The following is a 25,806-nucleotide window of genomic DNA, read 5'->3' on the forward strand; positions in this document are numbered from 1 at the left end:
GCGACCAGGCCAACCCGCCGGACCGCCGCACGGCCAAACCGTACAAGACACACCTCACGTACGTCCGTGAGCGCCGCACCGAGGAGGAAGCGGAAGACCTCCTCGCCGAGGCGCTGGCGGCCCGCGCCGCCAGCCGCGGCGAACACTACTGACACCGCAGCGTCACACAGCAGCCGTTTCCCCACTGGGAACCAAGCAGGGGCCGGGCGATCCGTGGTCGCCCGGCCCCTCGCTGTATCGTCTCAGAACTCCAGATGCTTCAGGTTCGCCGCCGCGTCGGCGTCGAGGAGCCACCGAGTGTGCTCCCGAGCCTCGACCCGGCCCGCCGGCAGCTTCGACTCCGACAGCGCCTTGTCCACCGCTTCGGCCTTGCCCGAACCCGAGGCGATGATCCACGCCGCCTGCGCCGAATTGATAGCCGGCATCGTCAGCGACACCCGCAGCGGCGGCGGCTTCGGCGCCTCGCGCACCCCCGCCACCGGCTCGTCCGTGACCGCCAGTGCCGGGTTCTCCGGGAACAGCGACGCCACGTGGCCGTCCTCGCCGATGCCGAGCAGCAGCACGTCGAACGGCGGCAGCCCCTCACCACCGGCGACGGTGTCGAGTTCGGCACTGTAGACCCCCGCCGCCTCCTCAGGCGTGTCGACGACGTCGGCGGCCGGCATCGGATGGACCCGCTCGGGGTCGACCGGCAGTGCGTCGAGGAACGCCTCGCGCGCCTGGGTCTCGTTCCGCTCCGGATCGCCCGAAGGCAGGAACCGCTCGTCGCCCCACCAGAAGTCGACCTTCGACCAGTCCACGATGCCCCTGATGCGCGACGTCAGCACGTGCCCGTACACCTTCGCGGCGATCCGTCCGCCGGTGAGCACGACCGACGCCTCGCCGCGGCGGGCCTGCGCGTCGGCCAAGCGGTCGATGAGGCGGACCGCCACGGCCTCCGCGAGCACCTCGGCGTCTTCGTGGACGATCACCGCGCCGGATCGAGTCATGAGTCCTCCGCCTTCGGCGTGTAGTTCGCCTTGAACGTGTCCAGCACCCGCCTATAGGCGGTGTCCGGGTCGATGTGCCGCAGCTCCTCGGCCAGGAGCTGCCCGAGCGTGCGGCCCTGGAGCAGCTGGCGGCGCTTCGGCATCCCCGCCTGACGCAGCACCGCCTCGCCGTCGGTGCTGCGCTCGATCTCCATCGTCTCGCCGCCGGCCATCGTGAACGCCACCGAGACGATCGCCGGGAGGTGCTCGGAGTTGCGTTCGACGTCCGTGTGGACGACCTTCGGCGCCACGCCGAGGCGGTTGTGGAGCCACGCGGCCATGAGCTGCGCGGACGGGTCCTCGGTGTCGGCCTTGATCTCGATGCCGTCGACCGCGTTGGCCACCCCGTCGAAGGCGCTGGCGATGAGCGAGCGCCACAGGGTGATCCGCGTCCAGCAGATGTCGGTGTCGCCGGGCGAGTAGGCCCGGGCGCGTCGGTGCAGCGAGTCGACCGGATCGGTGGCCCTGGCCGAATAGGTGATGCGGCGGTCGGCGAAGGTGCGCAGCTCCTGCTCCAGCCCGTAGCGGACCGGGTCGAGCAGCCACCAGGTGACCACCGGCACGTCTGGTGCCAGCATGGGCAGCACGACCGAGGTCAGATGGGCGACGGTGGGGCCGTCGAGCCGCAGGATGATCGCCTCGGCGGCGCCCAGGCGCTCGCCGAGGGTGACCTCGGCGTCGATGCGGGGCTCCTCGGCGTCGGGGTCACGCGGGATCGCCAGAATCAGCCGGTACGGGTGCTCCTGCGCGGCTTGGGAGGCGGCCTGCTCGACCTCTTCGCGCTCGTCCTCGGTGGTCAGCGCCACCAGGTTGAGCGCGAGGCTCGAGGTGCCGCCGACGTCGTGGAGCAGACCGGCGAGCGCCTTCATGATCTCGCCGGTCGTGGTGTCCTTCAGATGCATTGCCAGAGCCCTCCTATGCCCGCCGCCAGCGTCGACCGGACGCCTGCAGCATGAGATCGGCCCCGGTCGGGCCCCACGTCCCGGACTCGTACGCCTCGGGCTTGGTGCCGGCCCAGTACTCCTCGAGCGGGTCGACGACCGCCCAGGAGGCGTCCACTTCGTGCGCGTCGGGGAACAGCGTCTTGTCGCCCAGCAGGACGTCCAGGATGAGCCGTTCGTACGCCTCGGGGCTGGACTCGGTGAACGTCTCGCCGTAGCCGAAGCCCATGGTGATGTCGCGCAGCTCCATGCCCGTGCCAGGGACCTTCGAGCCGAACTTCACCGTGATGCCCTCGTCGGGCTGGACCCGGATGACCAGCTGGTTGTTGCCGAGGATCTGCGTGTCGTAGTCGGCGAAGGGCATGTGCGGGGCCTCCTTGAAGACCACCGCGATCTCGGTGACCCGCTTGGGCAGGCGCTTCCCGGTGCGCAGGTAGAACGGGACGCCGTTCCACCGGCGGTTCTGGATGCCGACCTGCACCGCCGCGTACGTCTCGGTGGTGGAGTCCGCCGGGATGTTCTCCTCGCGGTGGTAGCCCGCCGCGGGGCGGCCCTGCACCCAGCCGTCGGTGTACTGGCCCCGGATGGCCGTGGCTTCGAGGTCGTCGCCGATCTTGATGGCCCGCAGCACCTTGAGCTTCTCGATGCGGATCTCCTCGGCGTCGAAGCCGACGGGCTGCTCCATGGCCGTGAGGGCCAGGAGCTGGAGCACGTGGTTCTGGAGGACGTCGCGTGCGGCGCCGTTGGCGTCGTAGAACCCCGCCCGCGTTCCGATGCCGACGTCCTCGGCCATGGTGATCTGGACATGGTCGACGTAGTTGGAGTTCCAGATCGGCTCGAACATCGCGTTGGCGAAGCGCAGCGCGAAGATGTTCTGGACGGTCTCCTTGCCCAGGTAATGGTCGATGCGGAACACGTCAGGGGCGGTGAAGACCTGGTCGACCAGGCCGTTGAGGTCGCGTGCGGAGTCGCGGTCGGTGCCGAACGGCTTCTCGACCACGACGCGCCGCCAGCCGCCGCAGTGCTCGTTGTCGGCCATCCCCGTGCGCTCCAACTGCCTGAGCACCGTCGGGAAGGCCTGCGGCGGGATCGAGAAGTAGAACGCCGCGTTGCCCGGGATGCCGTGCGACTCGCGCAGCTCGTCGAGCGTCTGGTCGAGCTTGTCGAACGCGGCGTCGTCGTCGAACGAGCCGGGCACGAACTTGAAGTTGCCGCTCAGCCGCTTCCAGACGTCCTCGCGCCACGGCGTGCGGGCGTTGGACTTGGCGGCCTCACGGGCCATGTCCTCGAACGTCCCGTGCGACCAGTCGCGCCTGGCGAAGCCGAGGATCACGAACGACGCCGGGAGCAGGCCCCGGTTCGCCAGGTCGTAGATCGCCGGGATGAGCTTCTTCTGCGCCAGGTCGCCGGTGACGCCGAAGATCACCAGCGCGCACGGCTCGGGGATGCGCGGCAGCCGCCGGTCCACGGGGTCGCGCAGCGGGTTGAGCGCGTGCGCGGCACGCTCCGGTTCGGGGCCGCGGGTGGGGTGACGGGCGGGCGGATTCGCCGCCCGTGCGGATCCTTCGGAAGCCATCGTTAGCTCAACTCCCTCACTGCGTGGAGCAACTGGTTGACGCCGCGCTTGCGGTCGGTCAGGTGCAGGCGGATCAGCGGGCGCTCCCGAGACTGGAGCGCCTGCCGGTCGCCGGCGGCCTGCGCGGCCTGGAGGCTCGCGAAGGTGTAGTCCTTGCCGGGAATCTCCACGTCCTCGCCGACGGCTCCGGTGATCTGGAGGAACACGCCGGTCTGTCTGCCGCCCTTGTGGAACTGGCCGGTCGAGTGCAGGAATCGCGGCCCCCAGCCCCACGTGACCGGCGCGCCGGTGCGGTCGGCCAGCTCGGCGCGCAGTTGCGCGGCCGGGGCGTCGTCGAGGCGGTCGAGGTAGGCCATGACGGCGATGTACGCGCCCTCGTTGTCGGCGTCGACCAGGAGCTCGCCGAGCGCCCCGCCGACGCTGCCGGCGTGGCTCCCGTAGATCTCGATGGCGCCGTCGACGGCGTGCGGGCGCTCCTCGGGGAGGCCCTCGGCGAGGAGGCGCTTGGTGTTCTCCTTGGACTCGGTCACGTTCGGCTGGTTGAACGGGTCGATCCCGATCAGGTAGCCGGCGTAGGCCGTGGCGACCTCCCAGGCCAGGAACTGCGCGCCGAGCGGACCGTTGACGACCGTGTCGGGCATCGCCAGCTGCGAGCCGGAGTTCGGCAGGCCCGTGTTGGAGCCGCCGACGGTGGTGTAGACGCGGTCCGAGCCGCGGGCGCCGGCGGCGGCGGGTCCTTCGAGGACGACCGGGAGCGTGCCCTTGCCGTCCTTGCCGAGCGATTCGGCGATGAGCTGCTCGGCCCAGTCGCCGAGGCCGACGATGCCCGAGCCGTCGTCGGCGATGGTGATCGTCGGCTGTGCGGCGATGACCGCCCCGAGTACCACCGCAGGATTGTCGCTCTCGCTGGTGAGGCTGGTAGCGAACGTCTCGGCCTGGTCGATGAGCTCGGTGATGTCGGCGCCGGCCAGCGCGGTGGGCACGAGCCCGAACGCGGTCAGCGCCGAGTAGCGCCCGCCGACGGTCTCGTCGGCGAGGAACAGGTGCGAGCCGCGCTCCTCGGCGAACTCCTGCAGCGCCGAGCCAGGATCGGTGACGAACACGAACCGGTCCGCGTGTTCATCGATGCCGACGCCCTTGAAGGCGGCCTCGAAGGCGCGCCGCTGGGAGTCGGTCTCGACCGTCGAGCCGGACTTGGAGGAGACGACGACGGCGGTGCGCCGCAGCGAGTCCTCGCCGATCTCGGCCAGGATCTGGCCGGGATCGGTGGTGTCGAGGACGCTGATCCCCAGGTCCAGGGTCCGCGAGATGACCTCGGGAGCCAGCGAGGAACCGCCCATGCCGCACAGCGCGATGTGGTCGATGCCCTGCTCGTCGAACTCGGCGCGCAGTTTCGCGAGCGGAGCGACGAGCTCCTTCGACTTCTCGAAGGTGTCGACCCAGCCGAGCCGGATCGACGCCTCCTCCTCGGCGTCAGGACCCCACAGGGTCGCGTCCTTGGCCGCGAGTCGCGCCGGGACGTCGGCACTTCTGAGTGACTCGACGGCCGCGTTCACGTCCACGCCCGTGGTGACCGCCAGGCCTCCGGCGGCTTCCATCTTGCCCATCATCGCCTATCCTCGGTTCTCGTCTTTTTTGTGCGCAGCGAGTTTGGATTCGACTTCGGCCAGCAGCTCGTTCCAGCTGACGGCGAACTTGTCGACGCCCTCGTCCTCCAGGACCTGGACGACGTCGTCGTAGTCCACGCCGACGCGCGCCAGGGCCGCGAAGACCTCGTCGGCGTCGCCGTAGTTCGGGCGGATCGTGTCCGACTGCACCTCGCCGTGGTCGGCGAAGTCCTCGAGAGTCTGCTCGGGCATGGTGTTGACGCAGTTCGGCGCGATCAACTGCTCGACGTACATGACGTCGCGGTACTCAGGGGACTTGACCGACGTCGAAGCCCACAGAGGACGCTGCGGGCGGGCTCCCGAGGCGGCGAGCCCGGTCCAGCGGGGACCGGCGAAGACCTCCTCGTAGGCGCGGTAGGCCAGACGGGCGTTCGCGATGGCCCCCTTGCCCTTGAGGGCCCCCGCCTCGTCGGTGCCGATGGCGTCGAGCCGCTTGTCGATCTCGGCGTCCACGCGGGAGACGAAGAACGACGCGACCGACTGGATCTTCGACAGGTCGATCCCGTTGTCCTTGGCGGCCTCCATGCCGTCCAGGAAGGCACCCATGACCTCGCGGTAGCGCTCGAGCGAGAAGATCAGCGTGACGTTGACGCTGATCCCGGCGGCGAGCGCGGCGGTGATCGCGGGCAGCCCCTCCTTGGTCGCGGGGATCTTGATCATCAGGTTGGGCCTGTCGACGGCCCACCACAGGGCCTTGGCCTCGGCGATGGTGGTCTCGGTGTCGTGGGCCAGCCGCGGGTCGACCTCGAGCGAGACGCGCCCGTCGGTGCCGCCGTCGCTGTCATAGACGTCGCGCAGCACGTCGCATGCCCAGCGGATGTCGTACGTGGTGATGGAGCGGACCGCTTCTTCGACGCTGACACCCCGGCGGGCGAGGTCGGCGAACTGCTCGTCGTAGGCCCCGCCCTTGGCGACGGCCTTGGAGAAGATCGTCGGGTTCGACGTCACCCCTACCAGGCTGCGGTTCTCGATGAGTTCGGCGAGGTTCCCCTCCGCGATGCGCTCGCGGGAGATGTCGTCGAGCCACACCGAGATTCCGGCGTCGGACAGGGCGGCGAGGTTCTGGTTCGTGCTCACTGGTTGCCTCCAGTTAATCTGGATAGTCCTCTGTGGCCTTATATGTTGTCTTACTGTGCCTTCTTGATCGAGGCGCGAGCCGCGCCGGCGACGGCCACCGCGGTGATCCCGAATTCCTCGAACAACTTCTCGAACGGCGCAGAGGCACCGAAGTGTTCCAGGGAGACGCTGACTCCTGCGTCACCCACGATGTCGCGCCACGGCATCGCGACGCCGGCCTCGACGGAGACGCGGGCCTTGACGGCCTTGGGCAGCACCGCTTCGCGGTAGGACTCGTCCTGGGCGTCGAACCACTCGCGGCACGGCATCGAGACGACGCGCGCCTTGACGCCTTCGGCGGCGAGGGTCTCGGCGGCCCGGACCGCCAGCTGGACCTCGGAGCCGGTGCCGATGAGGATGACGTCGGGCGTGCCCTCGGTGTCGGCCAGCACGTAGCCGCCCTTGGCGGCGCCCTCGGCGGAGGCGTACTCGGAGCGGTCGAACGTCGGGATCGCCTGGCGGGTGAGCGCCAGCGCGGCCGGGCGGTCGCTGTGGCCCAGCAGGGTCCTCCACACGACGGCGGTCTCGTTGGCGTCGCCGGGGCGGATGACGTCCAGACCCGGCATGGCGCGCAGCGCGGCGAGGTGCTCGACCGGCTGGTGCGTCGGGCCGTCCTCGCCCAGACCGATGGAGTCGTGCGTCCACACGTAGATCACCGGGGCCTGCATCAGCGCCGACAGGCGGACCGCGCCGCGCATGTAGTCGGAGAAGACCAGGAAGGTGCCGCCGTAGGGGCGGGTGGGGCCGTGGAGCTTGATGCCGTTGAGGATCGCGCCCATCGCGTGCTCGCGAATGCCGAAGTGGAGGGTGCGGCCGTACGGGTTGCCGGGGAACTTCTTGGTCTGGCGGCTCTCGGGAAGGAATGACGGCTCACCGGCCATGGTGGTGTTGTTCGAGCCGGCCAGGTCGGCGGAGCCGCCCCACAGCTCGGGCAGCACCGGCGCGAGCGCCTCGAGGACCTTGCCGGAGGCCGCGCGGGTGGCGACGCCCTTCTCGGAGGCCTCGAACTCGGGGAAGGCGGCCTCGAAGCCCTCGGGGAACTCGCCGGCCCAGACGCGGTCGTGCAGGGCCTTCTGGTCGGGGTTCGACTCGGCCCACGCGTCGAGGACGGTCTGCCAGGCGGCGCGGGCCTTCCGGCCGCGCTCGATGGCACCGCGGGTGTAGTCGATGACCTCGTCGGCCACGGCGAAGGACTCGGCCGGGTCGAAGCCCATGACCTCCTTGGTCGCGGCCAGCTCGTCGCCGCCGAGCTTGGCGCCGTGGATGCCGCCGGTGTTCTGCTTGTTGGGAGCCGGCCAGCCGATGATCGTCTTCAGGCGGATCAGGCTCGGCCTGCCGGTCTCGGCCTTGGCGGCCTCCAGCGCCTCGAACAGGGCCTTCGGGTCCTCGCGGTACTCCGAGCCGGCCCGCCAGTCGAGCGTCTGGACGTGCCAGCCGTAGGCCTCGTAACGGGCCGCGACGTCCTCGGAGAGGGCGATGTTGGTGTCGTCCTCGATGGAGATCTGATTGTCGTCGTAGATCAGGACCAGGTTGCCAAGCTCCTGTGTGCCGGCGATGGCGGACGCCTCGTGCGTGATGCCCTCCTCGATGTCGCCGTCGGAGGCCAGCACGTACACGTGGTGGTCGAACGGGCTCTCGCCCTCCTCGGCGGACGGGTCGAACAGGCCGCGCTCGCGGCGCGCGGCCATCGCCATGCCGACCGCGGTGGCAAGGCCCTGGCCGAGCGGCCCGGTGGTGGTCTCAACGCCGAGGGTGTGTCCGTGCTCGGGGTGCCCCGGAGTCTGCGAACCCCACTGGCGCAGGCTCTTGAGGTCCTCCAACTCCAGGCCGTAGCCGGAGAGGTACAGCTGGACGTACAGCGTCAGGCTGGAATGCCCGCAGGACAGCACGAAGCGGTCGCGGCCCTCCCAGTTCGGCTCGCTCGGGTCGTGCCGCATCACCTTCTGGAACAGGGTGTGGGCGACGGGGGCAAGGCTCATCGCCGTCCCGGGGTGGCCGTTGCCGGCCTTCTCCACCGCATCGGCGGCCAGCAGGCGCGCCGTGTCAACCGCTTTCTGGTCGAGCTCGGTCCACTCGAACTGTGCCACTGGGGTACTCCTTGGTACTCGTCGTATTTAGGCCTGTCACGTCTATCATCAGACCCTACCTACACGGGCTGAACTTTATGCGCACTCTCTCGGAGGGCGAAATTCGAACTGTTGTGAACCCGCACACGAGCAGGGGTCGAACTTCATAACCGCAGGTGAGGAGCCCACCCCGAGCCCCAGTCGCCGCCTTGCGACCCGTACTGTGGGCCGTGATGAACGAGCACCCGACTCGAGCTGCCGCCGTTCCCCCGACGCCCGCCGCCCGACCGCGAATCGAAGTACCCGCCGAGGCACCCCAGGACGGGGGAGGGCCGAGCCTGCGGTCGCGCATCGCCGGCTACGTGTCGCTGACCAAGCCGCGCATCGTCGAGCTCCTCCTCATCACCACCGTCCCGGCCATGCTCGTCGCGGCACGCCAGGAGTTCGACGGCCTGCCGTCCCTGGCCGCGGTGGTCGCCACCATCCTCGGCGGCGCGCTCGCCGCCGGCTCGGCCAACGCCATCAACTGCTACATCGACCGCGACATCGACCAGCTCATGCGCCGCACCTCGCGGCGACCGCTGGCCAAGCAGGAGATCCCCCCGAAGAACGCCCTGGTCTTCGGGCTCGTCATCGGCGCGATCGCCGTGCTCGGCATGTGGGCCGTGGTCGGGCCGCTCGCCGCCGCGCTCACCTTCGGCGCGATCGTCTACTACGACGTGGTCTACACGATCTGGCTCAAGCGCACCACCCCCTACAACACCGTCTGGGGCGGCGCCTGCGGTGCCGCGCCGGTCCTCATCGGCTGGGCCGCCGTCACCGGCCACATGTCCTGGATGGCGTGGGTGCTGTTCGCCATCGTGTTCCTGTGGCAGCCCCCGCACTTCTACGCGCTCGCCATGAAGTTCAAGGACGACTACGCCGCCGCCGGCATCCCCATGCTCCCGGCGGTCGCCCCCGCCAAGCGCGTCGCGGTCGAGTCGGTCGTCTACGGCTGGCTCACCCTCGCCGTCTCGGTGGTGCCCTTCTGGCTCGGCTCCACCTGGCTGTACCTGGTCGTGGCCGTCATCTCCGGCAGCCTGTTCGTCCTGGAGGCCCACAAGCTCCTCGGACGCGTCGACCGCGGCGAGGACCCCAAGCCGATGCGGCTGTTCCACTGGTCCACCAGCTACCTGACGCTGCTGTTCCTGACCCTCGCCGTGGACTCGTTCCTGATGTAGCCCGATGGGCCCTCACCGCCGGGGCCGTCACAGTGACGACCCGCCTTGCTTGCGATCCGCATAGGTCCGCAGCGCCCGCAGGAAGTCGACCCGCCGGAAGCCCGGCCAGTAGACGTCGCAGAAGTACAGCTCGGCGCGGGCCGACTGCCACAGCAGGAAGCTCGACAGGCGCCGCTCGCCGCTGGTGCGGATGATGAGGTCGGGGTCGGGCATGCCGCTGGTGTAGAGGTGTGCGGCGATGTCCTCGGAGGTCAACCGCTCGGCGAGCTCGGCGATGTCGGCGCCCGATCGGGCCTCGCGGTCGAGCAGCGCCCGGACCGCCCCGGCGATCTCCTCCTGGCCGTCGTAGCCGATCGCGACGGTCAGGTGCCGCTCGGACAACTCGCTCGTCGTGTCCCGCGCCTCCTTGAGCGCGTGGGCGGTCGAGTCGGGGAGCGCGTCGATCCTGCCGGCGAGGTGGAGCCGCCACCGATTCGACGGCCGCATGAGCCGCTCGGCCACCACCTGCTCGATCATGGACATCAGGTGGGCGACCTCGTCGCTCTCGCGCTTGCGGAGGTTGTCGGTCGAGGCCACGTACACGGTGACGTGGTCGATCCCGATCTGAGCCGACCAATGGAGCAGATCGTCGAGGTGCTCGGCGCCGTACCGGTGTCCGATGCCGGGATCGTCGAAGCCCATCTGCCGAGCCCACCGGCGATTGCCGTCCATCGCCACGGCGATGTGGCGCGGCAAGTACCGTGCGTCGAGCCGCTTGCGCAGCCGCCACGCGTAAAGCCGATACAGCCAGTCGTCGGCGCTCATCGCCACAGCCTAATCGAGCAAGACCGCTCGCGGCACGGGAGCGGCGCTCGAACGGACCGCTGTCGCATCGCTCCATGAGTTCGCGGGCCTCCAGACGACGCCCCGAGGCCGCCGCCGCAGCGCTCGGGCCGAGCGAATTGCCAAGGGCCGCAAATGGTTTCGTCCACCTGTCCAAAGCGTTGGCTTCCGACGACGGAGCCGCCCAGGTCGAGGCCTGGACCGACGCCGCCATCCGCTTGCTCGTCACCGCCGAGCTACACTGATCGGCCTCTGGGCGATCCCAGCCATGGTGAAGCCCGCGAACCAGAAGTCCGCGGCGCTCGCTCACAAGCCACGCGAATGACCGGTGCGACACCGTCCGGGTTCGACAGTCGGCGATCGTCATCGAAGCAATGAGGCTTGAAACAACGTGATCGACAAGCAGGACCCGGTCTTCCGCGCCCACCGCGGCGGGAAACTCCGCACCACCGCGACCGTCCCCCTGGACAGCCGCGAGGACCTCTCCATCGCCTACACACCCGGCGTCGCCCGCGTCTGCGAGGCCATCGCCGCCGACGCCTCGCTCGCCCGCGACTACACCTGGCGCTCCAACCTCGTCGCCGTCGTCACCGACGGCACCGCCGTCCTCGGCCTCGGCGACATCGGCCCCGCCGCGTCCCTACCGGTCATGGAGGGCAAAGCCGCCCTCTTCCGCCGCTTCGCCGGCGTCGACGCCGTCCCGATCTGCCTCGACACCACCGACCCCGACGAGATCGTGGCGACCGTGACCGCCATCGCCCCGTCCTTCGGCGGCATCAACCTCGAAGACATCGCCGCGCCACGCTGCTTCGAGATCGAATCGCGGCTCAAGGCCGCCCTCGACATCCCGGTGTTCCACGACGACCAGCACGGCACCGCCGTCGTCGTCCTCGCCGCCCTGCGCGGCGCCCTGCGCCTCCAAGGGCGGGACGCCGAGGACGTGTCCGTCACCGTCGTCGGCGCGGGCGCGGCCGGCGTCGCGATCACCGAGATCCTGCTGTCGGCCGGCGTCGCCGACATCGTCGTGTGCGACTCGACCGGGATCATCCACCCCGGCCGCGAACGCCTCAACCCGATCAAGGCCGAACTCGCCAAGTCCACCAACCGCTTCGGGCGCACCGGCGGCCTGGCCGAAGCCCTCGACGGCGCCGACGTCCTCGTCGGCGTCTCCGGCGGCCTGGTCCCCGAATCGGCGCTCGCCGGCATGGCCGACGACGCGATCGTGTTCGCGCTGGCCAATCCGAGGCCGGAGATCGACCCGGCCGTCGCCGCCGAGCACGCGGCGATCGTCGCGACCGGCCGCAGCGACTACCCGAACCAGATCAACAACGTGCTGGCCTTCCCGGGGATCTTCCGCGGCGCCCTCGACGCCGGGGCGACGGCGATCACCGAGCGGATGAAACTCGCGGCCGCGACGGCGATCACCGACTGCGTCGGGAACGACCTGGCCGCCGACCGCATCGTGCCCTCGGCGCTCAACCCACGCGTGGCCCCGGCGGTGGCCGCCGCGGTCCGAGACGCCGCCTGATCCCTCAGGCAGGCGTCGCGGTGCGGTCCCGGAGACCGACCCTGGGCCGCACCGGAGCCGACGCCGCGCTCAGGACTTCCACACCCCCGACTCGAACAGGAACGAACGGAGCCGTTGCCGAACGTCGAGGGTCGACGGGTCGACGCCGAGCGCGTCGAGATAGACGTGCGACTTCGCGATGCCCGGCGGAATGCGCCCGTCCTCTTGCGGGTACGGCAGAATCCTCGACTCGACCGGCCGGTCCGGGTCCTCGCCCAGTCGCCGCAGCTTCAGATCCGCGCGCTGTTTCCACAATGCGAGCCATCCGCCGTTCGGGCGCTGATCGAGCACGGGCGCGCCGGGGTCGAAACCGAGATGCTCGGCCCACAGGCGCCGCCGAAGCCTTGCGACCGCGGGGCCGACGCTCCCGTTCCCGCCGTCGAAATCCGCGACGGTCAGGTTGACCTCGGTCGAGCGTGCGTGTTCGGGCCTGCCCGGGCCGAACACGCCGACGGCCCTGCCGAGGGCGAGCCGCGTGCGCGAGGCCTGCGCCCGGTGCTCGGAGACCGACAGGGACAGCCCGTCCAGGTTCGCCGAGCCGACGGTGCACCAGCGGTCGTCGATGATGCCTACTTTGGAGTGGATATGGGTCCGGATGATCGCGCCCTCCTCGTGGCTCCAGGCCGTGAAGACGCCGACGCGTTCGAGCGCCGAGCCACCAGCCGCCGCGAGTCCCGCGTACAGCCGTTCGAGCGCCCCGGTCTGCGACCGCACGTAGCCGGGGACGTCGGGGCGGCTGTTGATCAACGCGATGACCTGCAGCCGTTCGCTGCGCCGTACGGCGTCCACGAGCGCGTCGACGATCTCGGTCGAGGTGAAGTACTGGTTCTCGAGGTAGATGAAGTCCTCGGCGTTCGCGATGGCCCGGAGGTAGGACTCCAGGATGCCGGTCTCGCCGTCGGGCAATCCAGCGTAGCGGCCGCCGTGGAGTGTGCGCGTCACCTGGACCGGGAGGTCGCCGGTGTCCGAGTCGGCGGGCGCTTTGAACTTCGGCAGGTCGTCGGGTCCGGCGTGCGTCCAATGGAGCCTGAAAGCGGCGTCGAGGTCGGCGACGGCGGGGCCGGTGAGGCGCGCGCTGACGTCGTGGGTGGGGGCGAGCACCGAACTGCGCCAGCGCTGGTGCCCTCGTCGAGGATCGTCGATGCGGTGTTCAGGGCCGTCGAAGTACTCCTGGACGAAGACCGATCCGATCGAGAAGGCGACCTCGTCGTCGATGGTGAAGACCTTCGCGTGGATCGGCACGCTCTGCGGTGTGCGCAGGCGGCGCAGCCGGAGCGTGTCGGCGGGCCGGTGCCGCTTGAAGTAGTCCTCGACCGCGCGCGAGGTGTTGGCGAGGGAGACGGCGGGTTCGACGTGGTTGAGCAGGATGCTCACCTCGACGCCGCGGTTCGCCGCCTCGAGCAGCCGCTCTTCGAGGCGGATGCTGCCCGGGGCGTCGGGGGCGCCGACGATCTCCTCGGGGAAGGCCATGCGCACATGCGGGACGTCGAGCATGAACAGCATGCATCGCACCGAGCGGCGCGCCGTGTCGATCTGCTCGACCAGGCGCCCCCAGGCGTCCTCGTTGTCGATCAGGAACTCCACCGAGTTCGTCCGGGTCGGCCTCGGCCCTTGGGCCACGGTCCATGTCATGCCGTCTCCAGCGCGCGTCGATCGTTTCGATCAGTGTGGCACGAGCGCCGAGCGCGGTGACCGGCTGTGCGAACAAACGAGCGATGGTTCAGGTGCGTTCGGCGGTGATGCGCGCGGCCAGGTGCTCGATGGTCTCGTGCCCTTCGACGTGCGCGGCCCACTCCGGGGGGAGCGCCGCGTATCCGTAGGCGGTGCCGAGCAGGTTGCCCGCGATCGCCCCGGTCGAGTCCGAGTCGCCGCCGTGACTGACGGCGGCGACCAGCGCCGAGCGCACGTCGTCGGTGCCCAGGAGGCAGTACACGGCGATCGCGAGGGCCTCTTCGGCGACCCAGCCCTCGCCGAGGGGGGCGCACGAGTTCGGCGCGGGTGCGACGTTCCCGGCGAGCTCGTAGGCCCGCTGGAGCGCGTCGGCGGTCTCGGAACGGTCGAGGTTCTGGCGCAGGTGGAGCATTGCGCGCGACACGGCCTTCTGGACGGTCGCGCCGTCGAGCAGGTGGGCCGTCATCATCGCGAACGCGCCCGCCGCGGTGCCCGCGGTCGGATGGCCGTGGGTGAGCGCCGAGCACCGGAGCGCCAGGTCGTAGGCCGCCTCGGGGGAGGAGGCGAAAAGCCCGAACGGCGCCGATCGCATGACCGTGCCGCAGCCCTTGGACTCGGGATTGACGCCCGGCTCGCCGCCACGTGCGAGTCCGGCGAGGCAGGCGTTGCCGGGGGCGCGTCGCATGTAGAGCCACGACTGGGCGGCCAGGCCGTGGGAGCCCATGGGCGGCATGGGCTTGGTCTGGGTCTCGTACCAGCGCAGGTAGGCGCTGCGGACCGACGCGATCTCGGCGCCCTCGGCGGCGTCCAGGAGGCCTTCGGCGGTGAACAGGGTCATCTGCGTGTCGTCGGAGACCTGGTTGTAGCGCAGCTCGGTGACCCCGCGGGGGCCCCATTCGCGCTCGATCTGCGGCCAGGGGTCGAATTCGACCTGGTATCCGAGCGCGTCGCCGACCGCGCCGCCGATGAGGCAGCCGAGGATTCGCTCGCCGGGGGTGGGGGGAGGAGTCACGAGCGGATTGTATGCGCCGGGGCAGCGGTGCGCCTCCTCTGGTTGCGGACGGGGACGAACATCGCCGGGAGTCTTGACTAAGTGATCGATAACATCAACAATGTATCGACATGCTTCGAACAAAAGGACGGGAGACGATGAAGCCTCCGAAACGATCCAGAACGGTGACCACGATGGCCGCAGCGGCCGTCGTGCTCACCTCCCTCACCGCATCCGGGGCCGCCGCCGAGGACTCGGACGCGTCGATCCGCGTCGACCTCGACGACGCCACCGCCATATCGGACCGCCTGTACGGCCTGTTCTACGAGGACATCAACCACGCCGCCGACGGCGGCCTGTACGCCGAGCTCGTCCAGAACCGGTCCTTCGAGTTCAGCCCGGCCGACGAGGCGTCCTATCACGCCCTGACCGCCTGGACCGTCGACGGCGACGCCGCCGCGGCCGACACCGGAGGGCTCAACGAGAACAACGTCACCTACCTCGGCGCCGAGGCCGGAACGACCCTGGTCAACAGCGGGTACAACTCCGGCATGCGCCTCGTCGCCGGCGACGCCTACGACTTCAGCGCCTGGGTCCGCAGCGGCGGGACCGAATTGACCGTCCAATTGCTCGACGCCGATGGGAACGCGGTCTCCGAACCGGTCGCCGTCGCCGCCGAGGGAGGGGAGTGGACCGAGGTCGAGGCCGTGCTGACGGCCACCGGCTCCACGATCGACGGCCGCCTCGCCGTCACCACCGACGCCGGAGCCGACCTCGACATGATCTCGCTGTTCCCGCAGGAGACCTTCATGGGACGCGAGAACGGTATGCGGCCCGACCTGGCCGAACTCATCGCGGACCTCGAACCGTCGTTCCTTCGATTCCCCGGTGGATGCATCGTCAACACCGGCTCCTTCGACCCCGACGGCCGCGAACGCGCCTACAACTGGAAGGACACCGTCGGCCCCGTCGAGGAGCGCCTGACCAACCACAACTTCTGGGGCTACAACCAGTCCTACGGCATCGGATACTACGAGTACTTCCAGTTCGCCGAGGACCTCGGCGCCGAACCGATCCCGGTCGTGCCCGTCGGCGTCACCGGCTGCGGCGACTCCCCCGAGATCACCGACCCCGACGAGCTCGACCGGTGGGTCCAGGACACCCTCGACCTCATCGAGTTCGCCAACGGCGACGCGAGCACCGAGTGGGGCGCGCTGCGCGCCGAGATGGGCCACCCCGAGCCGTTCGGCCTGGAGTACATCGGCCTGGGCAACGAGGAGTTCAAGGACCAGTTCTACGTGAACTACCCGGCCTTCCACCAGGCCGTGCGCGAGGCGTACCCGGACATCCAGATCATCGCCAACTCCGGCGTGGACGACTCCGGCGCGGTCTTCGACCGCAGCTGGGAGTTCGCCCGCGAGCAGGGCGCCGACCTGGTCGACGAGCACTACTACAACTCGCCCGAGTGGTTCTTCTCGAACAACGACCGCTACGACGACTACGACCGCGAAGGACCGCACGTCTTCATCGGCGAGTACGCCTCGCAGTCCAACACGTGGTGGAGCGCCCTGTCCGAGGCCTCCTACCTCACCGGCGTCGAACGCAACGGCGACGTCATCGATCTGGCCTCGTACGCCCCGCTGCTGTCCAACATCGACTATGTGGACTGGGCGCCCGACATGATCTGGTTCGACAACCACCAGACCGTCGCCTCGGCCAACTACGAAGTCCAGAAGCTGTTCAGCACCAACGCCGGCGACGAGGTCTTCGCCTCCACGATGGAGGCGGCACCGATCGAGCAGCCGGACATCGCCGGCGGGATCGGCCTGGCCACGTGGAACACCGCCGCGGCCTACGACGACGTGAGCGTCACCGCGACCGACGGCACGGTCCTGTTCGAGGACGATTTCTCGTCCGGCGCGGACGCCTGGAGCCCGAGCGGCCCCGGCGGGACCCCCACGGGCGCCTGGGAGGTGGTCGACGGGGCCTACCACCAGACCGCGATCGTCACCGACGCGCGCTCCACCGCCGGAGAGGCCGACTGGTCCGACTACACCCTGGAGGTCAAGGCCACCAAGACGGAAGGCGACGAGGGCTTCCTCGTCATGTTCGGCGTCGAGGGTTCCGACGACTACTACTGGTGGAACCTCGGTGGCTGGGGCAACACCACCTCGGCCGTCGAGAAGTCCTCCAACGGCGCCAAGTCCACACTCGTCAACCACGACACCGTCATCGAGACCGGCCGCACCTACGACCTCCGCATCGAGGTGGAGGGCCGCACCGTCACCGGCTACGTGGACGGCGAGCAGGCCTTCAGCGTCGTCGACGAGCAGCGGATCGAGCCGCTCTACCAGGTCGTCACCCGTGACGAGGAGACCGGCGCGGTCACCCTCAAGGTCGTCAACGCCCAGGACCGGCCGATGACCACCGACATCGAGCTCGAGGGCCAGAAGCTCAAGCACAAGGGCGAGGTCACCACCATCGCCTGCGAGCCCGGGTGCGACAACGTCCTCGGCCAGGAGCCGGTCGTCTCCCCCGAGACCGAGCGGGTCAAGGGCCTGGGCAACGAGTTCACCTACGAATTCGAGCCCTACTCGGTGACCTTCATCGAGCTCCAACCCAGAGGCAAACGCTGACCGAACGACCGAGCGGCCCGGCGCCCGGCCGGGCCGCTCGCTCAGCTCGGTCGGACCAGCCGCAGATGGCTCGGCCTCGCCGGCCGCTTCGGAACCGAACGCGTCGCCACGGCGATCGCCACCGCTCCCAGCAGGAGCACCGCTGTTCCGGCCAGCGACGCCACACCTGTCCAACCGACCCAGTTCAGGCCGTCGACGCCCGGCGTTCCGCCCCGGTGCGGCACGCGCACCACCCAGCCGTAACCGTCCACCGACGTCCACAACACCCGCGCCGTCATCAGCGCGGAGAGCGCCGAACCGCCCGCGCACCACCACGCCTGGACACGCACGTCCCGCTGCGCCAGTTCGCTCCCGGCCATCAACGGCCCCCACAATCGAAGTGCCGAGCGGATCATCACCAGGTACAACGACGCCTGCACCAGCAGCGGAACCGCCACCCACATGTGGTCGCCCAGGCTCGGCGGCACGAGATACGGCTCGTCCATGTGGTGCCACACCGCCAGCTCGACGTAGACGCTGTCGGCCACGAGCACCGCCGGAGCGAAGAGCGCGAAGCCCCGCAGCGTCCCGGCCGCGAACCGCAGCCTCCCGGAGTCGTTGAACGCGGACGCTTCGTCGGTGCGCATCGGTGCCTGCCCCGTGATCGGTTGTCTGCCAGTAGAACGCACCAGACGCAGGCAACGGTTGCTCCCCGTCACGTTAATTCCGGGCGGGCACCTCGGCTTCGGCGGTCTCGGGCTCGTCGATCGGTTCGTCCCGGTCCTCGACGACGATCAGGTGCGGCGCCGAAGAGGTCAAAGGACTGCGCCTGCGCAGCGTGAACGCCACGGCGATCGCGCTGAGCCACAGCAGCGACGCCCCCAGCATGTGCATGCCGACCAGCAACTCCGGAAGACCCGTGTAGTACTGCACGTACCCGATCAGGCCCTGCAGCAGCTCCACGGCCACCAGCGCGTGGGCCGCCCGCCTCGCCGCCTGGGGCGCCCGCACCGCGTGCAGCGTGAAGACCAGCGCGACGCTCAGCCCGATCAGCAGCCACACCCCGTCGGCGTGCAGCTGCGACATGAGCTCCGGATCCAGACCGTTGCGCGGCGTCGACTCGTCGCCGGCGTGCGGACCCGAACCGGTCACGATCACACCCAGGAGGATCACCACGGCCGCGACCGCGATGACCGCCCTGCTCAGCAGCGTCACGGCTCGGGGCACCAGCGGCCGAGAGGGCCCGTCCGGCTCACCCGAGCGCAGATAGAGCGACAGGGCGAACACCAGGATCACCATCGACACCGCGAAGTGCAGGCCCACCACCCACGAGTTCAAGCCCGTCCACACCGAGATCCCGCCGATCACGGCCTGGGCCACGGCGAGCACCAGGACCCACAGCGCCGGCCGGACCAGCGACCAGCGTCGCGGCGTGCGCCTCCAGGCCGCGAGCAGCGCGGCGACGGCGAGCGCCACCACGATGCCGCCGAGGAGCCGGTTGCCGAACTCGATGGCCCCGTGGACGCCCATCTCGGGGGTCGCCACCAGCGACTCCGTAGTGCATTTCGGCCATTCGGCGCAGCCGAGACCCGATTCCGTCAGGCGCACCGCCCCGCCGGTCACGATGATCACGACGTTGGCGATCAGGCTCGCCAGCGCCCACCGGCGCACCGCGCCCGGTTGGGCGAACCACCTCTGCAACAGGTTCACAGGCCCGAATGTAGCCGCGGCGCCCGCGGTGCCCGCCGCCCCGGTGCCCGGATGTGGGCCGCGTCCGCCTCGAACCACGCGCACCGGCGATGCGGGTGAGGTAAGGCAATCCTGCGTGCCCCGTCTCACGATCACCGCTGTCGACACGCTCCCGCGAATTAAGTAACATTTAGCTTGTGGAAATAGTCACGAGGGTCGGCGGCAGCCACTCGACGGACGGGGAGACCCGCCGCCGAGTGTCCCAACTGCTGCTCGAGCACGGTCAGGCCACGGCCGCCGAGCTCGCCCGCGCTCTCGGGATCACCGCCACCGCCACCCGCCGCCATCTCGACCTCATGGAGTCCGAGGGGCAGGTCGAGACGCGCGTCGTCAAGACCTCCAAGCGGGGCCGACCGGCGAAGCACTACCAGCTCACGTCGGCCGCCCGCGAGACCTTCGGCCACACCTACGACGACCTCGCGATGGAGGCGCTCCGCTGGATCCGCCGCTTCGAGGGCGAGGACGCGATCAGCGCCTTCGCCGCCGACCAGGTCGTCCGACTCGAGGCCCGTTGCCGCGCCGCGCTCGAAGCGGTCGACAGCGACGATCCGATGGCCAGGGCACAGGCGCTGGCAGACGCCCTGTCGGGTGAGGGCTACGCCGCAACGGCGTCGGTCATCGCCTCCGGCGGGCAGCTGTGCCAGCATCATTGTCCTGTGGCGGGAGTGGCGTCCGAGTTTCCGCAGCTGTGCGAGGCGGAGACCCGCGTCATCAGCAAACTGCTGGGCGTCCACGTCCAGCGCCTGGCGACGATCGCCAACGGAGACGGAGTGTGCACCACTCACGTGCCCGGACCGGTCCCGTTGCCCGCCCCGCAAAGGGCAAAGCCCGAATAGCCGATAGGTCAAAGGTGAGACTTGAGATGACCGACACGCAGAAGACCGAACCCCTGACCCAGGAAGAAGCCCTGGCGTCACTGGGTCGCTACGAGTACGGCTGGTCCGACTCGGACCTCGCCGGCGCGAACGCGCAGCGCGGGCTTACCGAAGAGGTCGTCCGCTCCATCTCGGCGCGCAAGAACGAGCCAGACTGGATGCTGCAGCGCCGCCTGAAGGGCCTCAAGCTCTTCGAGCGCAAGCCCATGCCGAACTGGGGCGCGGACCTGTCGGGCATCGACTTCGACAACATCAAGTACTACGTCGAGGCCTCCGAGAAACAGGCCGAGTCCTGGGAGGAACTGCCCGAGGACATCAAGAAGACCTACGACAAGCTGGGCATTCCCGAGGCCGAGCGCCAGCAGCTCGTCTCCGGCGTCGCCGCGCAGTACGAGTCCACGGTGCTCTACCACTCCATCCGCGAGGACCTGGAGCAGCAGGGCGTCATCTTCATGGACACCGACACCGGTCTGCGCGAGCACCCCGAGCTGTTCGAGGAGTACTTCGGCACCGTCATCCCCACCGGCGACAACAAGTTCGCGGCGCTGAACACCTCCGTGTGGTCCGGCGGCTCGTTCATCTACGTGCCCAAGGGCGTCCACGTCGACATCCCGCTCCAGGCCTATTTCCGGATCAACACCGAGAACATGGGCCAGTTCGAGCGCACGCTGATCATCGCCGACGAGGGCTCCTTCGTGCACTACATCGAGGGCTGCACCGCCCCGGTGTACTCCTCCGACTCGCTGCACTCCGCGGTCGTGGAGATCGTCGTCAAGAAGGACGCCCGCGTGCGGTACACGACCATCCAGAACTGGTCGAACAACGTCTACAACCTGGTCACCAAGCGCGCGATCGCCGAGCAGGGCGCCACCATGGAGTGGGTCGACGGCAACCTCGGCTCCAAGGTCACCATGAAGTACCCGGCCGTGGTCATGACCGGCGAGCACGCCAAGGGCGAGGTCCTGTCCGTGGCGATGGCCGGCGAGGGCCAGCACCAGGACACCGGCGCGAAGATGACCCACGCGGCGCCGAACACGTCGTCCACGATCATCTCCAAGTCGATCTCGCGCGGCGGCGGGCGCACCTCGTACCGCGGCCTGGTGAAGGTCGACGAGGGCTCCTACAAGTCGAAGTCCACGGTCAAGTGCGACGCGCTGCTGGTCGACACCATCTCGCGCTCCGACACCTACCCGTACGTCGACATCCGCGAGGACGACGTCGACATGGGCCACGAGGCCACGGTCTCGAAGGTCGGCGAGGACCAGCTGTTCTACCTCATGAGCCGCGGCCTGTCCGAGGACGAGGCGATGGCCATGATCGTGCGCGGCTTCATCGAGCCGATCGCGAAGGAACTCCCGATGGAGTACGCCCTGGAATTGAACCGCCTGATCGAGCTGCAGATGGAAGGCGCCGTCGGTTAGTCGCCGGGCCGAGACGAAGGAACCAGAGAACCTGATGAGCATTGAAGTTGCAGCACGCCCGCACACCCATGGAGCGGGCGAGGTGCCGCCCAAGACGAAGTCGCAGCTACTGCGCTCGTTCGACCCGGCCGACTTCCCGGCCCTGACCGGCCGCGAGGAGGACTGGCGGTTCACGCCGATCAAGCGCCTCGGCGGCCTCGACGACGCCGAGTCGTCCCGCGCCGCCACGCCCGCCCGCTACAACGTGCGGGAGCTGCCCGCCGGAGTCGCGACGGAGACGGTGGCCAAGAGCGACCCGCGCCTCGGCTCGGTCCTCACCCCCTTCGACCGGCCCAGCGCCGTCGCCTGGGCGGGGAGCCGGGACGCCCTGGTCGTCAACGTCGATGCCGAGGCCGAAGTGAGCGAGCCGGTCTGGATCGACGTCGCCGGCGGCGGCCTGGACGGCGTCTCGTGGGCCCACACGTTCATCGAGGTCGGCCACCACGCCGACGTCACCGTGATCCTGCGGCACACCGGTCCGGCCCGCCTCGGCGACAACATCGAGATCGTCGTCGAGGACGGCGCGCGCCTGCGGATGGTCACGGTCGGCGAGTGGGACCGCGAATCGGTCCACCTCGAACACCAGAAGGCCCGCCTGGGCGCCGACGCGCGGCTCGACCACATCGCGGTCAGCCTCGGCGGCGACCTGGTCCGCCAGTTCCTGTCGATCGACTACGCCGGGCGCGGCGGCAGTGCCGACGCCTACGGGCTGTACTTCGCCGACGCCGGGCAGCACCTCGAGCACCGCCAGCTCGTCGACCACTCGGTGCCCGACTGCCACTCCAACGTCAATTACCGGGGTGCGCTGCAGGGCGAGACCGCCCACACCGTCTGGGTCGGCGACGTCCTCATCCAGGACAAGGCCACCGGCACCGACACCTACGAGGTCAACCGCAACCTGGTCCTCTCCGACGGCGCCCGCGCCGACTCGGTGCCGAACCTCGAGATCGAGACCGGCGAGATCGTCGGCGCCGGCCACGCCTCGGCCACCGGCCGCTTCGAGGAAGAGCACCTGTTCTACCTCCAGTCCCGGGGCATCCCCGAGGACGAGGCCCGCCGCCTGGTCGTCAAGGGCTTCTTCAACGAGATCGTCCAGAAGATCCCGTCCGAGGACATGCGCGAAGAGCTCACCGAGACCATCGTCGCCCGCCTCGACTCGGGCGGATTCGCGGCTCGCGGGCTTCCCGAGAGTGACAAGGCGGACGCCTCATGACGACCGACGCGGACTTCCTGCGCGTGTGCGCGCTCGACGAGCTGCCGGACTCGGAGGCGGTCGCCGCCGACATCCACGGCACGAAGATCGTGCTCGTCCGCAAGGGCGAAGAGGTGTTCGCCCTCTTCGACGAGTGCTCCCACGCCGCCGTGGCGCTCTCCGAGGGCGACGTCGAGGACTGCACGCTGGAGTGCTGGCTCCACGGGTCGATGTTCGACCTGCGCACCGGCAAGCCCACCGGTCCGCCCGCCACCACGCCCGTGGCGACCTATCCGGTCGATGTGCGCGACGGCGACGTCTACCTCAGCCTGAAACCCAAGACCACCGAAGAAGCCTAAGGAACACAGACCATGAGCAAGCTCGAGATCCACGACCTCCAAGTCTCGGTCAACACCGAAGAGGGCGCCAAGCCGATCCTGCACGGCGTCGACCTCACCATCAACTCCGGCGAGACCCACGCCATCATGGGGCCCAACGGCTCGGGCAAGTCCACGCTCGCCTATTCGCTGGCCGGCCACCCGAAGTACGAGGTCACCGGCGGCACCGCCCTGCTCGACGGCGAGGACATCCTCGCGATGAGCGTCGACGAGCGCGCCCGCGCCGGCCTGTTCCTGGCCATGCAGTACCCGGTCGAGGTGCCAGGCGTGAGCGTCTCGAACTTCCTGCGCACCGCCAAGACCGCCATCGACGGCGAGGCCCCGAAGCTCCGCACCTGGATGAAGGACCTCAAGGGCGCCATGGCCGATCTGAAGATGGACGAGTCCTTCGTCAACCGCAACGTCAACGAGGGCTTCTCCGGCGGCGAGAAGAAGCGCCACGAGATCATGCAGATGGAGCTGCTCAAGCCGAAGATCGCGATCCTCGACGAGACCGACTCCGGCCTGGACGTCGACGCCCTGCGCGTCGTCTCCGAGGGCATCAACCACGCCAAGGAGACCACCGACTCCGGCGTCCTGCTCATCACGCACTACACGCGCATCCTGCGCTACATCAAGCCGGACCACGTCCACGTCTTCGTCGACGGACGCATCGCCGAGGAGGGCGGCTCCGAGCTGGCCGACAAGCTCGAGGCCGAGGGCTACGAGTCCTACGTCGGCTCGAAGGTCGCCTAGCCCAGGGCCGTGGCCTTGAAAGGAAGTAGGAACCCAGTGGAGGCAGCCAGCAAGCTCGACGTCGAGTCGATCCGAGCGGACTTCCCGATCCTGCAACGCAAGATCGGGGACAAGCCCCTCGCCTATCTCGACTCGGCGGCCACCTCGCAGAGGCCGGTGCAGGTCACCGACGCGATGCGGCAGTTCACCGACCACTCCAACGCCAACATCTCGCGCTCGGTCCACACGCTCGCCTCCGAGGCCACCGGCGCCTACGAGGGCGCCAGGGCGAAGGTCGCGTCCTTCATCGGGGCGATCAGCCACGACGAGGTGGTCTTCACCAAGAACTCCACCGAGTCGATCAACCTCATCGCCTACGCGTTCCAGAACGCCACCGAGGAACGCGGCGCCGACCCGCGCTTCGTCCTCAAGCCCGGCGACGAGGTGGTCGTCACCGAGATGGAGCACCACGCCAACCTGGTGCCCTGGCAGCAGCTGTGCGAGCGCACCGGCGCCACGCTCCGCTGGATCGGCATCACCGACGCCGGACGGCTGGACCTGGAGCACCTCGACGAGGTCATCACCGAGCGCACCAAAGTCGTCTCGTTCGTGCACGTCGCGAATCTGCTGGGCACCGTCAACCCGACCTCGCAGATCGTCGCCCGCGCCAAGGAGGTCGGCGCCCTGGTGGGGCTCGACTCCTCCCAGGCCGTCCCGCACCTCCCGGTCGACGTGACCGAGCTGGGCGTCGACTTCATCGTCTTCACCGGCCACAAGATGCTCGGTCCCACCGGGATCGGCGTCCTGTGGGCGAAGGCGGAACTGCTCGACGCGATGCCGCCGTTCCTGACCGGCGGCTCCATGATCGAGACCGTCACGATGGAGCGCACCACGTTCGCCAAGGCGCCGGCGAAGTTCGAGGCCGGCACGCCGCCGATCACCGAGGCCGTCGGGCTGGCCGCCGCCGTCGACTACCTCGAAGCGCTCGGCATGGAGAACATCCGCGCGCACGAGAAGGAACTCGCCGGCTACATGCTCGAGCGGCTCGAGACCGTCGACGGGCTCACCGTCATCGGCCCCCGCGTGCCCATCGGCCGGGGCGCCACCGTGTCGTTCGAGCTCGAAGGCGTGCACCCGCACGACGTCGGACAGGTCCTCGACTCCGAGGGCGTGGCGGTCCGCGTCGGCCACCACTGCGCCAAGCCGACCTGCATCCGCTTCGGCGTCACCGCCACCACCCGCGCATCGGGGTACGTCTACACGACCACCGAAGAAATAGACCGCTTGGTGTCGGCGTTGGAGCAGGTGCGAAAGGTGTTTGCATGAATCTCGACGAGCTGTACCAAGAAGTCATCCTCGACCACTACAAGCGCCCGCGGGGCGTCGGCCTGCGCGAGCCGTACGAGGGCGAGTCGCACCAGGTCAACCCGACCTGCGGCGACGAGATCACGCTGCGCGTCCACGTCGACGGCGACACCGTCGCCGACGTCTCCTACGAGAACGCGGGCTGCTCGATCTCCAAGGCCTCCGCGTCCGTGCTCTACGAGCTCGTCAACGGCGCCACCGTCGACGACGCGATGGCGAAGATGAGCGAATTCACGGAGCTGATGAACTCCAAGGGCCAAGGCGAGGCCGACGAGGAGACCCTCGAAGACGCCGTCGCCTTCGCCGGGGTCTCGAAGTACCCCATGCGCGTCAAATGCGCGCTCTTGGGCTGGATGGCGTTCAAGGACGCCCTGGTCCGAGCGGAAGCCGCCGTGCCGACTCCCAGAGGAGGAGCCGAGTAATGACCGAGACCACGAAAGCCAAAGAGGACGACATCCTCGAGGCCATGAAAGACGTCGTCGACCCCGAGCTCGGCATCAACGTCGTCGACCTGGGCCTGATCTACGGCGTCCACGTCGACGAAGAGAACATCGCCACGCTCGACATGACGCTCACTTCCGCCGCCTGCCCGCTCACCGACGTCATCGAGGACCAGTCCCGATCGGCGCTCACCGGCGGCGCCGAGGGCGGCCTGGTCTCCGACCTCCGCATCAACTGGGTGTGGATCCCGCCGTGGGGCCCGGACAAGATCACCGACGAGGGCCGCGATCAGCTGCGCGCGCTCGGCTTCAACGTCTGACGAAGGACGACGT

The 25,806-nt window shown here is 69.3% G+C and carries 24 protein-coding genes; 13 read left to right on the plus strand and 11 right to left on the minus strand.

Going from position 1 to position 25,806, the window contains the following annotated elements; all coding sequences use genetic code 11:
• The coding region (locus ACYVK3_RS19605; protein ID WP_460499064.1) for an RNA polymerase-binding protein RbpA at positions 1 to 152 on the plus strand (152 nt) is incomplete at its 5' end.
• 90 nt (positions 153 to 242) lie between these two features.
• Here ACYVK3_RS19605 and pgl read toward each other — a convergent pair.
• The 6 genes from pgl to tkt are packed head-to-tail and all read right to left on the minus strand — an operon-like array spanning position 243 to position 8,415.
• Positions 243 to 989: a 6-phosphogluconolactonase gene (gene pgl / locus ACYVK3_RS19610; RefSeq protein ID WP_460499033.1), complete on the minus strand. Its 747-nt coding sequence runs from the start codon at positions 987 to 989 to the stop codon at positions 243 to 245.
• Entirely contained in the window at positions 986 to 1,930 is a 945-nt protein-coding gene (locus ACYVK3_RS19615; protein ID WP_460499034.1) for a glucose-6-phosphate dehydrogenase assembly protein OpcA, read from the minus strand. The genes pgl and ACYVK3_RS19615 overlap by 4 nt, the downstream gene beginning before the upstream one ends.
• 13 nt (positions 1,931 to 1,943) lie before the next feature.
• Positions 1,944 to 3,545 carry a glucose-6-phosphate dehydrogenase gene (gene zwf, locus ACYVK3_RS19620; RefSeq protein WP_460499035.1) on the minus strand — a complete coding sequence of 534 codons (1,602 nt, stop codon included), beginning with the start codon at positions 3,543 to 3,545 and terminating at the stop codon, positions 1,944 to 1,946.
• 2 nt (positions 3,546 to 3,547) lie between these two features.
• Positions 3,548 to 5,152, minus strand: coding sequence for a glucose-6-phosphate isomerase (locus ACYVK3_RS19625; RefSeq protein ID WP_460499065.1), 1,605 nt, complete (start codon positions 5,150 to 5,152; stop codon positions 3,548 to 3,550).
• 6 nt (positions 5,153 to 5,158) lie between these two features.
• Positions 5,159 to 6,289 carry a transaldolase gene (gene tal / locus ACYVK3_RS19630; protein WP_460499036.1) on the minus strand — a complete coding sequence of 377 codons (1,131 nt, stop codon included), beginning with the start codon at positions 6,287 to 6,289 and terminating at the stop codon, positions 5,159 to 5,161.
• A 50-nt stretch (positions 6,290 to 6,339) separates the two neighbouring features.
• On the minus strand, positions 6,340 to 8,415 hold the full coding sequence (gene tkt, locus ACYVK3_RS19635; protein ID WP_460499037.1) for a transketolase family protein: 2,076 nt from the start codon (positions 8,413 to 8,415) through the stop codon (positions 6,340 to 6,342).
• A gap of 212 nt (positions 8,416 to 8,627) precedes the next feature.
• On the opposite strand from tkt, the gene ACYVK3_RS19640 reads away from it, so the two are divergent.
• Complete coding sequence (locus tag ACYVK3_RS19640; RefSeq protein WP_460499038.1) at positions 8,628 to 9,614, plus strand: protoheme IX farnesyltransferase; 987 nt, start codon at positions 8,628 to 8,630, stop codon at positions 9,612 to 9,614.
• Between the two features lie 27 nt (positions 9,615 to 9,641).
• Here ACYVK3_RS19640 and uppS read toward each other — a convergent pair whose 3' ends face one another.
• Complete coding sequence (gene uppS, locus ACYVK3_RS19645) at positions 9,642 to 10,418, minus strand: undecaprenyl diphosphate synthase family protein (protein ID WP_460499039.1); 777 nt, start codon at positions 10,416 to 10,418, stop codon at positions 9,642 to 9,644.
• Positions 10,419 to 10,492: 74 nt separating this feature from the next.
• Here uppS and ACYVK3_RS19650 point away from each other — a divergent pair, with 74 nt between their 5' ends.
• The gene (locus tag ACYVK3_RS19650; RefSeq protein WP_460499040.1) at positions 10,493 to 10,681 is read left to right on the plus strand and encodes a hypothetical protein; all 189 of its coding nucleotides are present in this window, start codon (positions 10,493 to 10,495) and stop codon (positions 10,679 to 10,681) included.
• Between the two features lie 149 nt (positions 10,682 to 10,830).
• Positions 10,831 to 11,964, plus strand: a complete 1,134-nt coding sequence (locus ACYVK3_RS19655; RefSeq protein WP_460499066.1) for an NAD(P)-dependent malic enzyme — start codon at positions 10,831 to 10,833, stop codon at positions 11,962 to 11,964.
• A 69-nt stretch (positions 11,965 to 12,033) separates the two neighbouring features.
• Here ACYVK3_RS19655 and ACYVK3_RS19660 read toward each other — a convergent pair whose 3' ends face one another.
• Both ACYVK3_RS19660 and ACYVK3_RS19665 read right to left on the minus strand, forming a co-directional pair.
• A complete protein-coding gene (locus ACYVK3_RS19660; protein ID WP_460499041.1) occupies positions 12,034 to 13,635 on the minus strand; it encodes a phospholipase D-like domain-containing protein in 1,602 nt (533 codons plus the stop codon).
• Positions 13,636 to 13,723: 88 nt separating this feature from the next.
• Entirely contained in the window at positions 13,724 to 14,686 is a 963-nt protein-coding gene (locus tag ACYVK3_RS19665) for an ADP-ribosylglycohydrolase family protein (protein WP_460499042.1), read from the minus strand.
• 137 nt (positions 14,687 to 14,823) lie between these two features.
• On the opposite strand from ACYVK3_RS19665, the gene ACYVK3_RS19670 reads away from it, so the two are divergent.
• Positions 14,824 to 17,301: an alpha-L-arabinofuranosidase C-terminal domain-containing protein gene (locus ACYVK3_RS19670; protein WP_460499043.1), complete on the plus strand. Its 2,478-nt coding sequence runs from the start codon at positions 14,824 to 14,826 to the stop codon at positions 17,299 to 17,301.
• A gap of 41 nt (positions 17,302 to 17,342) precedes the next feature.
• Here the strand turns inward: ACYVK3_RS19670 and ACYVK3_RS19675 are convergent, their stop codons facing one another.
• Together ACYVK3_RS19675 and ACYVK3_RS19680 are read right to left on the minus strand one after the other, a co-directional pair.
• Positions 17,343 to 17,927 carry a hypothetical protein gene (locus ACYVK3_RS19675; protein WP_460499044.1) on the minus strand — a complete coding sequence of 195 codons (585 nt, stop codon included), beginning with the start codon at positions 17,925 to 17,927 and terminating at the stop codon, positions 17,343 to 17,345.
• A 73-nt stretch (positions 17,928 to 18,000) separates the two neighbouring features.
• Positions 18,001 to 18,990 carry a COX15/CtaA family protein gene (locus tag ACYVK3_RS19680; RefSeq protein WP_460499045.1) on the minus strand — a complete coding sequence of 330 codons (990 nt, stop codon included), beginning with the start codon at positions 18,988 to 18,990 and terminating at the stop codon, positions 18,001 to 18,003.
• Between the two features lie 176 nt (positions 18,991 to 19,166).
• Between ACYVK3_RS19680 and ACYVK3_RS19685 the strand changes: the two genes are divergently transcribed.
• The 8 genes from ACYVK3_RS19685 to ACYVK3_RS19720 are packed head-to-tail and all read left to right on the plus strand — an operon-like array spanning position 19,167 to position 25,793.
• Entirely contained in the window at positions 19,167 to 19,865 is a 699-nt protein-coding gene (locus ACYVK3_RS19685) for a helix-turn-helix transcriptional regulator (protein ID WP_460499046.1), read from the plus strand.
• A gap of 26 nt (positions 19,866 to 19,891) precedes the next feature.
• Positions 19,892 to 21,325 (plus strand): Fe-S cluster assembly protein SufB, encoded by a 1,434-nt coding sequence (sufB, locus tag ACYVK3_RS19690; RefSeq protein ID WP_460499047.1) that lies wholly within the window; start codon positions 19,892 to 19,894, stop codon positions 21,323 to 21,325.
• 34 nt (positions 21,326 to 21,359) lie between these two features.
• Positions 21,360 to 22,577 (plus strand): Fe-S cluster assembly protein SufD, encoded by a 1,218-nt coding sequence (gene sufD / locus ACYVK3_RS19695; protein WP_460499048.1) that lies wholly within the window; start codon positions 21,360 to 21,362, stop codon positions 22,575 to 22,577.
• Entirely contained in the window at positions 22,574 to 22,915 is a 342-nt protein-coding gene (locus ACYVK3_RS19700; RefSeq protein ID WP_460499049.1) for a non-heme iron oxygenase ferredoxin subunit, read from the plus strand. The genes sufD and ACYVK3_RS19700 overlap by 4 nt, the downstream gene beginning before the upstream one ends.
• Before the next feature lie 12 nt (positions 22,916 to 22,927).
• Positions 22,928 to 23,689 (plus strand): ABC transporter ATP-binding protein, encoded by a 762-nt coding sequence (sufC, locus tag ACYVK3_RS19705; protein ID WP_460499050.1) that lies wholly within the window; start codon positions 22,928 to 22,930, stop codon positions 23,687 to 23,689.
• 36 nt (positions 23,690 to 23,725) lie between these two features.
• Complete coding sequence (locus tag ACYVK3_RS19710) at positions 23,726 to 24,994, plus strand: cysteine desulfurase (RefSeq protein WP_460499051.1); 1,269 nt, start codon at positions 23,726 to 23,728, stop codon at positions 24,992 to 24,994.
• On the plus strand, positions 24,991 to 25,455 hold the full coding sequence (gene sufU, locus ACYVK3_RS19715) for an iron-sulfur cluster assembly scaffold protein (RefSeq protein WP_460499052.1): 465 nt from the start codon (positions 24,991 to 24,993) through the stop codon (positions 25,453 to 25,455). Before ACYVK3_RS19710 ends, sufU begins: the two co-directional genes overlap by 4 nt.
• Complete coding sequence (locus tag ACYVK3_RS19720; protein ID WP_460499053.1) at positions 25,368 to 25,793, plus strand: metal-sulfur cluster assembly factor; 426 nt, start codon at positions 25,368 to 25,370, stop codon at positions 25,791 to 25,793. The genes sufU and ACYVK3_RS19720 overlap by 88 nt, the downstream gene beginning before the upstream one ends.
• Positions 25,794 to 25,806 lie beyond the last annotated feature (13 nt).

This window comes from Glycomyces tarimensis (assembly GCF_054776215.1).

Excerpts from the sequence above, each read along its gene's own strand:
- ACYVK3_RS19720 (WP_460499053.1), top strand. The coding sequence starts at position 25,368 with ATGCGCGCTCTTGGGCTGGATGGCGTTCAAGGACGCCCTGGTCCGAGC.
- ACYVK3_RS19625 (WP_460499065.1), bottom strand. The coding sequence starts at position 5,152 with ATGGGCAAGATGGAAGCCGCCGGAGGCCTGGCGGTCACCACGGGCGTG.
- pgl (WP_460499033.1), bottom strand. The coding sequence starts at position 989 with ATGACTCGATCCGGCGCGGTGATCGTCCACGAAGACGCCGAGGTGCTC.
- ACYVK3_RS19700 (WP_460499049.1), top strand. The coding sequence starts at position 22,574 with ATGACGACCGACGCGGACTTCCTGCGCGTGTGCGCGCTCGACGAGCTG.
- sufD (WP_460499048.1), top strand. The coding sequence starts at position 21,360 with ATGAGCATTGAAGTTGCAGCACGCCCGCACACCCATGGAGCGGGCGAG.
- ACYVK3_RS19670 (WP_460499043.1), top strand. The coding sequence starts at position 14,824 with ATGAAGCCTCCGAAACGATCCAGAACGGTGACCACGATGGCCGCAGCG.
- ACYVK3_RS19675 (WP_460499044.1), bottom strand. The coding sequence starts at position 17,927 with ATGCGCACCGACGAAGCGTCCGCGTTCAACGACTCCGGGAGGCTGCGG.
- ACYVK3_RS19615 (WP_460499034.1), bottom strand. The coding sequence starts at position 1,930 with ATGCATCTGAAGGACACCACGACCGGCGAGATCATGAAGGCGCTCGCC.
- sufU (WP_460499052.1), top strand. The coding sequence starts at position 24,991 with ATGAATCTCGACGAGCTGTACCAAGAAGTCATCCTCGACCACTACAAG.
- zwf (WP_460499035.1), bottom strand. The coding sequence starts at position 3,545 with ATGGCTTCCGAAGGATCCGCACGGGCGGCGAATCCGCCCGCCCGTCAC.
- ACYVK3_RS19660 (WP_460499041.1), bottom strand. The coding sequence starts at position 13,635 with ATGACATGGACCGTGGCCCAAGGGCCGAGGCCGACCCGGACGAACTCG.
- uppS (WP_460499039.1), bottom strand. The coding sequence starts at position 10,418 with ATGAGCGCCGACGACTGGCTGTATCGGCTTTACGCGTGGCGGCTGCGC.
- sufB (WP_460499047.1), top strand. The coding sequence starts at position 19,892 with ATGACCGACACGCAGAAGACCGAACCCCTGACCCAGGAAGAAGCCCTG.
- ACYVK3_RS19650 (WP_460499040.1), top strand. The coding sequence starts at position 10,493 with ATGAGTTCGCGGGCCTCCAGACGACGCCCCGAGGCCGCCGCCGCAGCG.
- ACYVK3_RS19640 (WP_460499038.1), top strand. The coding sequence starts at position 8,628 with ATGAACGAGCACCCGACTCGAGCTGCCGCCGTTCCCCCGACGCCCGCC.
- sufC (WP_460499050.1), top strand. The coding sequence starts at position 22,928 with ATGAGCAAGCTCGAGATCCACGACCTCCAAGTCTCGGTCAACACCGAA.